Source organism: Paenibacillus paridis (assembly GCF_006345825.1).
GTDB classification, from domain to species: domain Bacteria; phylum Bacillota; class Bacilli; order Paenibacillales; family Paenibacillaceae; genus Pristimantibacillus; species Pristimantibacillus paridis.
On record NZ_VCIX01000086.1, the window covers coordinates 86312 to 98953 of the forward strand.

At 50.9% G+C, this 12642-nt stretch carries 9 protein-coding genes; 8 read left to right on the forward strand and 1 reads right to left on the reverse strand.

Going from position 1 to position 12642, the window contains the following annotated elements; all coding sequences use genetic code 11:
- Window positions 1-46 precede the first annotated feature (46 nt).
- A complete protein-coding gene (locus FJQ58_RS15290; RefSeq protein ID WP_139994889.1) occupies window positions 47-952 on the reverse strand; it encodes an AraC family transcriptional regulator in 906 nt (301 codons plus the stop codon).
- A 142-nt stretch (window positions 953-1094) separates the two neighbouring features.
- On the opposite strand from FJQ58_RS15290, the gene FJQ58_RS15295 reads away from it, so the two are divergent.
- The 8 genes from FJQ58_RS15295 (at window position 1095) to FJQ58_RS15330 (ending at window position 12523) form a co-directional block, all read left to right on the forward strand.
- Entirely contained in the window at window positions 1095-3560 is a 2466-nt protein-coding gene (locus FJQ58_RS15295) for a glycoside hydrolase family 38 N-terminal domain-containing protein (protein WP_139994891.1), read from the forward strand.
- Window positions 3561-3877: 317 nt separating this feature from the next.
- The gene (locus FJQ58_RS15300; RefSeq protein WP_139994893.1) at window positions 3878-4831 is read left to right on the forward strand and encodes a carbohydrate ABC transporter permease; all 954 of its coding nucleotides are present in this window, start codon (window positions 3878-3880) and stop codon (window positions 4829-4831) included.
- 130 nt (window positions 4832-4961) lie between these two features.
- On the forward strand, window positions 4962-5792 hold the full coding sequence (locus tag FJQ58_RS15305) for a carbohydrate ABC transporter permease (protein ID WP_139994895.1): 831 nt from the start codon (window positions 4962-4964) through the stop codon (window positions 5790-5792).
- A gap of 17 nt (window positions 5793-5809) precedes the next feature.
- The gene (locus tag FJQ58_RS15310) at window positions 5810-7345 is read left to right on the forward strand and encodes a response regulator (RefSeq protein ID WP_162341507.1); all 1536 of its coding nucleotides are present in this window, start codon (window positions 5810-5812) and stop codon (window positions 7343-7345) included.
- On the forward strand, window positions 7342-9048 hold the full coding sequence (locus FJQ58_RS15315) for a sensor histidine kinase (protein ID WP_139994898.1): 1707 nt from the start codon (window positions 7342-7344) through the stop codon (window positions 9046-9048). The genes FJQ58_RS15310 and FJQ58_RS15315 overlap by 4 nt, the downstream gene beginning before the upstream one ends.
- 131 nt (window positions 9049-9179) lie before the next feature.
- Window positions 9180-10595: an ABC transporter substrate-binding protein gene (locus tag FJQ58_RS15320; protein ID WP_238404078.1), complete on the forward strand. Its 1416-nt coding sequence runs from the start codon at window positions 9180-9182 to the stop codon at window positions 10593-10595.
- 159 nt (window positions 10596-10754) lie between these two features.
- Window positions 10755-11420: a bifunctional 4-hydroxy-2-oxoglutarate aldolase/2-dehydro-3-deoxy-phosphogluconate aldolase gene (locus FJQ58_RS15325; protein WP_202915274.1), complete on the forward strand. Its 666-nt coding sequence runs from the start codon at window positions 10755-10757 to the stop codon at window positions 11418-11420.
- Entirely contained in the window at window positions 11417-12523 is a 1107-nt protein-coding gene (locus FJQ58_RS15330) for a sialidase family protein (RefSeq protein WP_139994902.1), read from the forward strand. The genes FJQ58_RS15325 and FJQ58_RS15330 overlap by 4 nt, the downstream gene beginning before the upstream one ends.
- The last annotated feature ends 119 nt before the right edge of the window (window positions 12524-12642 follow it).

Sequence of the window (12642 nt, forward strand, 5' to 3'; positions counted from 1 at the left end):
CTATGGTTGAGCGATATGCATGATCATTTTTATACCATCACAACTCTTATTCCGAATTCCTTGTCATATGGAGCTTTCTGTAGCTCTGGGGGCTTTGCCCATACTTTTTTTTGAAGGCTTTGCTGAAGTAGCACAGCTCGGCGAAGCCTGCCTGTTCCGCCACTTCGGATATGAGCGAGCCCGGCAGCAGCACTAGCTCTTTGGCTTTCTCAAGGCGGATCTGGTTCATTCTCTCCACAATGGTGTTCCCCGTAAGCTTCTTATATTGGCGCGACAGATGTCCGTAGCTCATATGCAGGGATGCGGCAAGCTCAGCTACGCTCAGTCTGCCCCCCTGAAAGTCCTCCAGATAGACCTCCACTTTGCGTACTAGCGGGTCCTGAGCGGTTCTCATTAATTCAACTTGTCCACCGGCCGACTGCTGCAGCAGGCATAGGCTCTCCAGCAGCCGCACAAGCAGGAGCTGAAGTCCAAGCTCCGAGCGGTTCAGACGGGCTTCTTCCAAGAAATGAAGGAGCATCATGCCAAAGCCTGCTTCATCGTGATAAGCGCCGGGTTTCCACTTATGCAGAAGCTCGAGCTGGGCATATAGTGACTCCTCTGGCTTAGCTTCCCGTTCCGGTTCGGCGCGGCGAATTCGCCACCTAAAGCAGAGCCCTTCATGCGGATTGCCGCGGGTATAGGAATGGGAATGGACCATGCCTGGCGGGATGAGGAAGAAGCCGCCCTTCCGAACAGATAGGGAATCCCCGTCGAATCGCGTTTCCATTTTACCTTCGAGCACATAATTAAATTCAAACCAGGTGTGGGCATGCGGCGGGCATTTGCTGGCTGTGCCAATTTGTTCAAAAATGATATCTACCCACTCGATGATTGCATCTTGAATTTGAATTTCCCGGCATATTCGATTGAATACAGGAGGTAGGTTGGCTTTCCAGTCGTTAAGGTCCATATTGATTTAACTTCTTTCCGTTTTTTCTCTCGATTATATCATAATAAGACAAATATCTGCTTGAATTGGAAATGTACTTGGCAACCCTGCGGCCTCAAAATAGATCATACAGATTAGCTATCTTATTGAGGAGGCAGCAATAATGAAGAGATTACATTTGCTCAGCAACGCCCATCTTGACCCGGTATGGCAATGGGAATGGGAAGAAGGGGCAGCAGCAGCCGTATCTACGTTTCGCGCGGCGGCGGAATTTTGCGAAGAATATGACGGTTATATCTTTAATCATAATGAAGTCATTCTCTACAAATGGATCGAGGAATACGAGCCCGGATTATTCAAGCGCATTCAGCGGCTGGTGCAGGAGGGCAAATGGAATATCATGGGCGGCTGGTATTTGCAGCCCGATTGCAATATGCTATCCGGCGAGTCCTTCGTTCGCCAGATTTTGTTAGGCAAAGCCTATTTCAAAGAGAAGTTCGGGAAGGAGCCGACGACGGCTATCAATTTTGACTCCTTCGGCCATACGCGAGGGCTAGTGCAAATTTTGGAGCAGGCTGGCTATGATTCCTATCTCTTTATGCGCCCGGATGAAATGGAGGAGCTCCCTGCCATAGACTTTATATGGGAGGGGTATAACGGCAGCAAGGTGATGGCCCATAAAGTTCAGGGCGGCTATAACACGCTGATGGGCAAGACCCGCGATAAAATAGAGCAGTGGCTGGCAGGCCATCCCGAGGAAGAAACGAGTCTGGTGCTGTGGGGCGTAGGCAATCACGGCGGAGGGCCGTCACGCATCGACCTTGAGCAGATTCGTCTGCTGATGCAGGAGCGCGCGGACTATGAAATTATCCATTCTACGCCGGAACGTTATTTTGAGGATTTACGGAAAAAAGAGCTGCCCGCCTTTGCGGGGGATTTGAATCCTCGCTTCGTAGGCTGCTACACCTCCATGATCCGCATTAAGCAGAAGCACCGCCAGCTCGAGAATGAATTTTTTATGACGGAAAAAATGCTCTCAACCGCTGCGCTGCAAGGGCTGTTGTCTTACCCCGCAAACGAGCTGCATGAAGCGTTATGCGATCTGCTGACGGCGCAGTTTCACGATATTTTGCCGGGTTCGTCGATCCAGCCTGCCGAAGAAGCATCGCTGCGCTTGATTGACCATGGGCTTGAGATCGCAGCACGGCTGAAAGCGCGAGCGTTCTTCGCCCTTGCGACCGGCCAGCCGAAGGCAGCGCTTAAAGAATATCCGATCTTGATTTATAACCCACATCCGTTCCCGGTTAAAGGGATATTTGAATGTGAATTCATGCTGGAGGACCAGAACTGGAAAGAAGAGTTTTCGATGCCGTTGGTATATCAGAACGGAGAGCTTCTGCCTTGCCAGCCAGAGAAGGAACGCAGCAACTTGAATTTGGACTGGAGAAAAAGAGTTGTCTTCGCAGCAGAGCTAGCTCCTTCCTCCATGAGCCGGTTCGATTGCCGAATCGAAATGCTCGCTGCCAAGCCGCTTCCTGAGCTGAAAGAGCAAGGGGGCTGCTATACGTTCGAGACGGCTGAGCTGCGCGTGGTCATTAATGCGCAAACGGGGCTTCTTGACGAATACGTGGCAGGGAATGTATCTTTCTTGCGCCCCAATGCCTTTGCGGCATTGGTGATGAAGGACAATGAAGATCCGTGGCGGATGGATACGAATATTTTTGACCAAATGGAAGGAAGCTTCTCGCTGATGAGTCCGGAAGAGAGCGGCCGTTTCTCCGGTGTGAACGGTTCCCTACCTGCTGTGAGGGTGATCGAGGACGGAGCGGTTCGCACGGTTATTGAAGCGGTATTTCAGTATGGCGGTTCATCCATTTGCCAGGTATATAAGCTGCCGAAGAGAGGAACCGAGGTGGAGATCGAGCTGCGGGTCTACTGGAACGAGAAGGACAAAATGCTCAAGCTGTCCATCCCTACCTCTTTGGAGCAAGGGGATTTCTTCGGCCAAACGGCCTTTGGCGTTAACCCGCTGGACCGTGAGGGCAACGAGACTGTATCGCAAAAATGGATTTCGGTAGAGGATGCTGCTCAAAACCTCGCAGTTACTTGTCTGAATAACGGGATCTACGGCAGCGATTTCCGCCAAGGCGAGATGCGTTTGTCACTGCTGCGGAGCGCCGGATATTGCGCGCATCCGATTGGCGAGCGGCCCATTATGGTTCAGGACCGCTTCCAGCCGCGCATGGATCAGGGCGAGCGCAGCTATACCTTCTGGTTGAATGCAGGAGAGCTTGCCGATCGAAGACAAAAGGTAGACCGGGAAAGCCTGCTTCATAACGAGCAGCCGTATGCGTTGTCGTTCTTTCCTTCGGGAGAGGGGGAAAGCCTCGATTCGTTCCTTACGCTGGAGGATGACGTTATTCAGCTTAGCGCCTTCAAGAAAGAGGAGCAGGGAGAAGGCTATGTGATACGCTTGTTTGAGCCGACCGGCCTGGGCGGCTCGACAACGGTCAGCATCCCCAAGCTTGGCATACGCGAGGAAGTCAGCTTAAACGGATTTGAGGTGAAGACGTTCCGTATCGCGCCGGAGTCCGGAACGCTTGAGGAAGCTTCACTATGTGAAGGCTAATATGCAGTAGGATGAAGTCGCCGAGCGGTCAACAGACCGCTTGGCGGCTTTTTTTGCATCCCCAAGGGACGCAGCGTGGCAGCCTTACCCCATAACGGACAGCCACGGGCAGTTAAGGGATAAATTCTCCTGAAAATATGCAGTAATTATAAAGTTTAAGGGGGCGAAGCCCAAAAATGGCGGTGCTATAATAGCGTTACTGACAGATAAGAAAGGGGCATTACGATGAAATTCGGCGAAAAAAAGTTGAATTGTCTTACACAACCTCCAGTCCAGCGCCTTACCCTAGGCCATGTGACGAAAGGCGGGCGGGGAGTATGAGCAAGCTATCCGCAGCGTCCGATCTAGCGGCCGCGTCCTTGCATCCGAGAAGCCGAAGCTCCTTTTCCCGTTTTTTCAGGAAGTATGGCCCTGCATATTTGATGCTACTCATACCCGTCTGCTTCTTTGCCGTCTTTTCGCTATATCCCATTATGTGGGCTTTGAAGTATGTTTTCTTCTATTATGACGGCGTAATGCCGGAGCGGTTCACGGGACTTGCCAATCTCCAGCGGCTGATGGAGGATCAGATCTATTGGACCAGTCTCTGGAAGCAGGCGCTGTTCTCTCTGAAAATATTGCTAGAGCTTCCGCTCGCCTTTCTGCTGGCTTTGTTCCTTTATTCCCGCCTGCGGGGGAGAAACGTATTTCGGGCCATGTTCGTTATGCCTTATATTTTGCCAGGGTCTACGATGGCTCTCGTTATGTATATTTTGCTAAACCCGTATAACGGCGGCCTTAACCAGCTATTGCTGAAGCTACACGTCATTGACCATCCGATACAATTTCTATCGGGCGGCTGGACAGCCTTCGCCAGCGGCATGTTCATGGACGCCTGGCAAAACTTTGGGATCAACATGCTGTTCTTCCTGGTAGGATTGACGAGTATTCCGAAGGATGTGTATGAAAGCGCCGATATGGACGGAGCCACAGGCTGGAAGCGGATGCGTTATATCTCGATTCCGATGATGGGCCGTATTTTGCAAATGATTCTGTTCTTATCCATTCTTGGTACCTTAAAATCGATGGGCCCGTTCCTCGTGCTGACCAATGGCGGACCTAATTATGCGACGGAGCTGACCTTCCTTTATATTTTCCATCAATTTTTTGGAGGCGAAGCCGGCAGCAATTATGGTTACGGTGCCACTGTAGCGGTTGTGACCGCGCTTATGCTGGTCGTTATATCCGTTGGTTATTTTAAACTGACCAAAAAAATGGACTATTCAAATTGAAATTAACAAGTAAATAATGAAATCAAAGAATTTGGCTGCAACCGGCGACCCTAAAGAATGATCGATTCGCTCAGCGACCAACGTAAACATTTCTAGTTCAATTTATAGACAATGGATAAGGAGGGGCAAGATGAGGCTTATTTTGCAGGCGATGAAATATTTGTTTTTGGCAGCTGCGGCGTTTTTGACACTGGTGCCTGTGCTGTATGTGTTCTTTTATTCCTTTAAAACAAACCAAGAGCTGATTACGGGAGGCAGCCTGTTCCCGAAAGTGTGGACATGGTCCAACTATACCGAGGTTTGGGAAAAGCTTAATTTCTCGTTGTATTTTTATAACTCGGTCATTTTTTCCGTCGTGAGCGCGGGGATGTCGGTGCTGATGGGAGCAATGGCTGGCTATGTGTTTGCAAGAACGCAGTTTCCGGGCAAGCGCGTGCTGTCTATGCTAATTATCGGCGTCATGTTCATCAGCCTCGGTCCCATGACCCTATACCCTAAATTCAAGCTTGCAGTCGATTGGGGTTTGACGGATAGTATATATACGATCCCGCTTGTCGCTTTATATGGACTGGGGGCTAGCGTCTTTTTGTATGAAGGTTTTGTCCAATCGTTAGGCAAGGATATGGACGAGGCGGGTATTATGGATGGCGCAGGTTACTTCACGCGGTTCTTTCGATTGACGCTGCCTTTAATGGCGCCGATTACGGCGACCTTCTTTTTATTGGAATTTATTGCGGAGTGGAACAATTACATCCTGCCTCTGGTCATGAGTATCGGAAATCCGGATACCAAGACCTTGACTGTAGGCGTGATTGAGCTGCGGAATACGGGAACGGGGGCAGCCGCATGGAATCTGCTTTTGGCCGGATCCATGATTTCCGTCATTCCGGTATTGACTGTTTTTATTTTGCTCAACCGGCAAATTGTAGGCGGACTTGCGCAAGGAGCTGTGAAGGGCTGACCGATTGGGGGATGGGGATGTACAAGGTGCTAATTGTAGATGATGAGCATTTCATACGGGAAAGACTGGTCACCATGATCCCCTGGGGAGAGTATGATCTTGAGGTTGCCGGCGTGGCCGAGGATGGAGCAAGCGCCTTGGAGCTGATCGAGCAGCTGTCGCCGGATATCGTCATAAGCGACATTCGGATGCCGGATATGACGGGGCTTGATATGATTGCGCGTGCTGCGGCGCGAAAGCCGGATATTCGCTATATTATTCTGAGCGCCTACGGTGAGTTTGATTATGCGCGGCGGGCGCTTCAGCTTGGCGTGACCGACTATTTGCTTAAACCGACGAGGCCTGAAGAGCTATTGCAGGTTCTTCTTAAGCAGGCGGATTATTTGGCGCAATTGCAGGTGCAAAAGCAGCGTGTCCGGCGCAATCAATATTATGAGGAATCGATCCGCTCCCAGTATATTCAGGAGCTGATTCTTGGCAATCATCCCGGCTATGAGTGGCAGGAGGAATGCGCGAATGTCGGGCTGGAGTGGATGCTTAAGGGAGAGCTAAGGCTGTTTCTAGTGACGCTGGAAGGCCATGCGACGATCGACAAAAGCGCCCAATTTGCCGTTCAGAATGTATTGTATGAGCTATTGTCCGAATACGAGGCCGTATGCGCGATCCGGCTTTCTTTCGGAAAGTGGCTGCTCACCACCGGCGGCAGCGCCGTGGAAGAAGAACTGCTGAGCATGGCGCAGCGGCTGTATGAATCGATCGAACGCTTCACCAAGCAGAAGGTGCATATTATGGTTTCAGAGGCAGGCCAAAGCCCGTTGGAGCTATCCCGGTTGTTCTGGGAAACCGAGAAGATGATGGAATACATGGGAGAAAGCCAGGAGGAGCCGATTCGCTTCCTGCGGCCTTCCAGCCGTGAGCTGGCCTATCTGCAGTGGACTAAGCCGATGGCCGAGCTGATTGAATGGATGAAGGGCGGAGAGACGGAGCAGGTTGTCCGTTGGTTGAATCACCTCACGCCTTCTTTCCTAGAGTGGGAGCTGGGTGCTGCCCGGCGCTGGTGCTTCGAGTGGCTGACTACCATCAGGGAGCATATCCAGACTGGAGAAGAGAACGTTCTGCCGGATACGGAGAATTTGAAGATGCGTATTGCCGGCCAGAACAAAATTAAGGACCTGCTGCAATTTTTCATTCATGACATTCATCATTTGATTCATCAGCGGCACCGGAAAGGCTCGCACCGTCTTATCCGGCTTGCGCTGGAGCGAATGGAGATTCAATATGACCGGGATATCCAGCTTACGACCGTTGCCGAGGAGCTCAGCATATCGCCGGTCTATTTGAGTGAATTGTTCAAGCAGCAGACCGGCGTTACGTTCCGCGCGCATCTGCTTCAGGTCCGCATGGCAGCGGCGCTCAGACTGCTAAAGGACCCGACGCTCAAAGTATATGAGGTTTCTTATAAGGTCGGCTATAACAAGGTGGAGCATTTCGTGAAGCTATTCAAAAAGGAATACGGCATGACACCCTCCGAATATCGGGGGGCTTTAGTATGAGAAGCCGGCGGCTGCCGTTTCAACGTTTCCATCATAAGCTCTTTCTGCTGATTCTGCTGCTCACGCTGGCTCCGATCCTTATTGTCGGAACTGTAAATATTATCGTGACCTCCAATTTATTTACCCGGCAGCTGGAAGAAAGCTCGGATATGATTCTCTCCCGCACGGCCGCTCCCTTCGAACAGCTCTACCAGGAGTTCGAAACTACGGAGCGGCTATTTCTGCATGACGAAGAGCTTGTCCAGGCGATTAACAGCTCGGAAATGTCCGTGATTAAACAGACTGCAGTCGCTAACCGGCTGCTGCAGTACCTCACCAATATTAAATATATTAACGCGGATTTTCGGATTTCCTTTCTCTTGCCCAAGGAGCATTATTTGTCCCATTACGGCCTTCCAGTGAAAGCCGACCCGGCATTTATCGAGGGTCTTTCTTTGGCTTCGGGCGCTCTGGATCAGATTTACAGGTTGACCGGGGGCGATAAGCCGGATGAATTCAAATGGATCGTGCCGATTGGCAGCATCACCCATCAAGAGATTTACGGGTGTATGCTGATCTCCATTCCTTATAGCGCAATTAAGGATTTGCTGGGAGAGCCGCTAGAATCGGGACAGCGGCAATATTTGCTCGCCGATAATGCCTTGGAAGGCCATATGTTTTTGGGGTTTCATGGGGTTGAAGAGGATTCCCAGCTGCGTTCAAGCCTGATGAAGGTTGCCGGAATTACAGGGAATGAGAATACGGGCAGCGGTTTTACGGAAGGCGGAAACTATTATTCCGCACGGCATGTCGGGCAAAACTGGACGCTGCTTGGCATCGTGCCTAGAAAGCATGTACTGTTTCCGCTGTATGAGGTTTACCAGTGGACCGCCGGTGTGATGGGGCTGCTGTTGCTCGCCGCAACGCTCGTATCCAGCCGCCTGGCCCGCAACTTCTCGCGTCCGATCGAGAGGCTGGCTTCCCTGGTGGTTCGCAAGAAGAGCTATGGCGCCCATCTAAATATTCCGCCGCTTGCGCGCGGGGACGAAATTGGCATTTTATATGACGGGATTCGAGAGCTGCTGATGGAAATCCGCCAGGAGCAAATTTTGAAGCGGGAATATCATCTGCGGCTGCTGCAGTATCAAATTAATCCCCATTTCCTATACAACAGTCTGGATACGATTAACTGGAAAGCGCTAGAGCATAGAGATCGCGAGCTTACGGACATGATTGAGCACTTGACCGGCTTTCTTCGGGCAGGACTGGATGGGCACGACGTCGTTACGATGGAGCAGGAATTGAAGCATTTGAACAATTACATCGGCATGCAGCAAATCCGCTACAAAGAGCAATTTTCCATATCCGTGCAAATGGAGCCAGAGCTGCTGAGCCAGAATATCGTGAAGATTTCTTTGCAGCCGCTGGTAGAAAATGCGATTATGCACGGCATGAGCCGTCAGGCTGGCGGGAACCGCATTGAAATCAAAGGAAAACGGATCAGTGAGGAAAGCTACAGGATCGAGGTGTTCGACAATGGCTTACTGCTAGATGTGCCCAAAGTACAGCGACTTCTCAGCGAAAAGGAACCGGACCCCACGTCCTTTGGCATCCGTAATGTCCATGAACGCATCCGGCTGTATTTCGGCGAATCTTATGGACTTGAGCTCAAGCAGCTGGAAGAAGGAAAATGCTTCGAATTACGGCTTCCCTATTCCAAATAACGGAAACCGCCAAAAAAATGAACGGCTTTTGCGCAGTAAATATGAATTTTGAGGGGTTAGCTAGATTCGGATTCCTTTCTATAATCAGGTTGTAAACAAAACAACTTAAGGGGTTGAACATTTTGCCTAAAATGAAACGGGGTAAGCAGGCGATCCTCGCAGCGGCCGCTTTGCTTCTGGTTATCACCGGATGCTCCAGCAAAGGCGATGCCGGTTCGTCGGCAACCGATAAGCCGAAAGAGAAAGTATCAATCGAGGTATGGGCCAACTCGCGGCATGATCTAGAGGTACGGGAGAGCCTGATCAAAAAATTTAATGAAACGAATCCGGACAATATCGAAATCAATTACAAAATATTTGCGGACAATTATGAAGAGCAGCTAAAGCTTGCGCTGAATGCCGGCAATCTACCGGATCTGGCCTACAATATTTCCGCCGATCTCGCCAACGCGGATTATCCGCTGGATTTGAATCCGCTAATTACCGATGACATTCGCAACCGATTTGATGAATCCGCTCTCACGGTGCTTCCTACCGCCAAAAACGGGGAATTGGACCGGGTATTCGAGAATGTGACCACCTTCAAGCTAGTTTACAACAAGGACCTATTTAAGGCATCGGGACTTGATCCTGAGAAGCCGCCGACGACTTGGAAAGAAATGCAGGAGTATGCCAAGCAAATTACGGCGAGTGGAGGCGGACAGAAATTCGGTCTCGGGCTGCCGGTCAAGCAAACGGTGTTTTGGAGATATTATGTGATCCATCCAGCGGCTGTGTCGGGAGACAATAATGGCCGCGAGGGCTGGAATGCAGTGACCGGCCAATACGATTTTGCGCCTTTTGGCAAATATGTCAAGTGGTGGATTGATGTTAACAAGGAAGGCAGCGTGTTCCCAGGCGCAGGAACGTATGACAACGATATGATTCGTGCCCAGTTTGCGGAAGGAAATATCGGCATGCTGTCCGCAGCTACATGGGATATCGGGGTATTCAATGATCAATTCCCAGCCAAAAATGATTGGGCGGTAGCCGACTTCCCGACATGGGATGGAGAGGCTCTGGGCGGTCCTGCTTTTGAGACGGGCAATGGCTTCAGCATCAATAAAAAAACGAAGCATCTGGAAGAAGCGAAGAAGGTATGGGAATTCCTTATTTCTGACGAAATGTTCGTAGAGCTGGCCAAAAAAGGCCTCGGCTCATTCACGAATGCTGCCGCTCAGGACAAAGCGATTCAGCCGACAGACCGCAAAGGGGTCGAAGGCTTCCTCATTGATGACCAATCGGTGAGCTATCCGATGGCTCCAAGACTTGATTATTCGGTCGTTAATCCTCCGCTGAAGGTAGGCTCGCAGGATGTCAACAAAGCAGGCGTAGTGAATGATATTATGAACGCTTTGTTTATGAGCAACCAAGAGCTTCCGGAAATTGAAAAGAAATTGCAGGAGCTCGGCGATGCCTTTAATCAATTGGCGAAAGCCAATGTCGAAGCCGGAACGGTTGACCTGAGCAAATATGAGAAAACAGATTTCAAACCGTTGAAGCCTTAGGCAGCAGTTGAAATGAACCCACCCCGGCCTGCATTACCGCCTAGCAGCCGGGGTGATTTTAACTCTGGAAGGATAGGGATAATATTTTGAAAGCTGAAGAGGAGACGATGCGGAAGGTCTTTCTGCAAAAAAAATGTACGTTAGCTAGGAGGCATTCTGATGAGCGAGCAAGTGATGGATATAATTTTAAAGCATAAACTGGTTGCGATTTTGCGGGGCTTGGACGCTGAGCAGGCCATTCCGGTGGCGGAGGCTTTGTATGCAGGAGGGATCAGGCTGCTGGAAATTCCGTTTAATCAGCAGAAGGCAAATGAAGCTTCGTCGATCATTGCTCTTCTGTCGCAACATTTTGGCGAGAAGCTGTGCATTGGCGCCGGCACGGCGTTGACCCAAGAGCAGGTGGATCTCGCAAGCGATGCGGGAGCAGCGTTCATTCTGTCGCCGAGCACATCCGCAGCGGTGATTGAGAGAACAAAGGCTAGAGGCATGGTCTCCATTCCCGGAGCTGCGACACCCAGCGAAATGGTGGCAGCCTATGCGTATGGAGCGGATATCGTTAAATGGTTTCCCGCCGGAGATTTAGGGATCAGCTACATGAAGTCCATACGGACTCCGCTAAGCCATATTCCGGTGATGGCGGTAGGCGGCATTGACGTGAGCAACCTGCAGGAGTGGCTAGAGGCAGGCGTTTCTTCGGTTGGTGTCGGTGCACGGCTGGTGCAGGAGCAATGGGTAAAGGAAGGGCAATATGAAGCGCTGGCCGATTTGGCCCGGAAATATGTGAGCGTTATCAGTCAGATGCAGCAGGAGGAGAAACGACCATGAACGCAGAGAAGGATTTATCGCTGGAGCCGCCGGACATTTATACAAAGCCGGGAGCCAAGTATTTAAAGAAAAACCGGCAATGGCAGGGAATTCCCGGAATTGAGCGGACGCCAAACGGGAGATTATGGGCGGCCTTATATAGCGGCGGAGATACGGAGGGACCGGATAATTATGTCGCCCTGATCTTAAGCGAGGATGACGGGGTGACATGGTCCGATCCGGTGCTTGCCGTGGACCCCCCAGGTTTGGTCCGTGCCTTCGACCCTTGCTTATGGCATGACCCGGCGGGCAGGCTTTGGCTGTTCTGGGCGCAAAGCTATGGATTTTATGATGGCAGGGCCGGCGTATGGGCAATGGTAAGCAACAATGCCGATGCATCTGTCCCGGCCTGGAGCGAGCCAAGACGGATCGTGGACGGCGTGATGATGAACAAGCCTACCGTGCTGTCTTCAGGCGAGTGGCTGCTGCCCTGCGCGGTATGGGGCTTCCGCGACAAAGAGGGGATACAGGTCGCATCCGATTATAATCATCTTCCCGAGCAAATGTACTCCAATGTCATTTCCTCTCTCGACAACGGAGAGAGCTTTCAATTGGTCGGTCAAGTGGATATGCCGAGCAGAAGCTATGATGAGCACATGCTGGTGGAAAAAACGAACGGGGACATTTGGATGCTTGTGCGCACTTATGGCGGCATAGGCGAGTGCTTCTCCTCGGATAAAGGGAGAACATGGTCAGCTCCTAAAGCCGATGTGCTGGAAGGTCCTTGCTCACGGTTTTTCATACGCCGGCTGCACTCTGGAAATCTGCTCCTGATTAATCACCATGCGTTCGAGGGCAGAAACAATCTTAGCGCGATGGTGTCTCGGGATGACGGCAACAGCTGGGAAGGGTTCCTTCTGCTTGATGAGCGGGATAATGTCTCCTATCCGGATGGCGTAGAGACCGAGGACGGTTTGATTTACGTGATTTACGACAGAGAGCGTTATGCGGACAAGGAAATTTATTTGGCAGTATTTGAAGAGAAGGATGTACTGGCGGGGAAAGGCGTGACAGACAGGGCCCGGCTGAAGGTTTTAGTAGAGGAAGGGAGTTCTACCTTTTAGCATTGGGATGACTCCAATCCAATTAGGGAGATTAAGAGCTCAACTAATATAGATGGAATTTCTCCCGCTAATCTAACTGTTTTTCTCCAATTTCGGTATACCCCTGAAATTAGAGGGAT

Excerpts from the sequence above, each read along its gene's own strand:
- FJQ58_RS15305 (WP_139994895.1), top strand. The coding sequence starts at position 4,962 with ATGAGGCTTATTTTGCAGGCGATGAAATATTTGTTTTTGGCAGCTGCG.
- FJQ58_RS15310 (WP_162341507.1), top strand. The coding sequence starts at position 5,810 with ATGTACAAGGTGCTAATTGTAGATGATGAGCATTTCATACGGGAAAGA.
- FJQ58_RS15315 (WP_139994898.1), top strand. The coding sequence starts at position 7,342 with ATGAGAAGCCGGCGGCTGCCGTTTCAACGTTTCCATCATAAGCTCTTT.
- FJQ58_RS15320 (WP_238404078.1), top strand. The coding sequence starts at position 9,180 with ATGAAACGGGGTAAGCAGGCGATCCTCGCAGCGGCCGCTTTGCTTCTG.
- FJQ58_RS15330 (WP_139994902.1), top strand. The coding sequence starts at position 11,417 with ATGAACGCAGAGAAGGATTTATCGCTGGAGCCGCCGGACATTTATACA.
- FJQ58_RS15290 (WP_139994889.1), bottom strand. The coding sequence starts at position 952 with ATGGACCTTAACGACTGGAAAGCCAACCTACCTCCTGTATTCAATCGA.
- FJQ58_RS15300 (WP_139994893.1), top strand. The coding sequence starts at position 3,878 with ATGAGCAAGCTATCCGCAGCGTCCGATCTAGCGGCCGCGTCCTTGCAT.
- FJQ58_RS15295 (WP_139994891.1), top strand. The coding sequence starts at position 1,095 with ATGAAGAGATTACATTTGCTCAGCAACGCCCATCTTGACCCGGTATGG.
- FJQ58_RS15325 (WP_202915274.1), top strand. The coding sequence starts at position 10,755 with ATGAGCGAGCAAGTGATGGATATAATTTTAAAGCATAAACTGGTTGCG.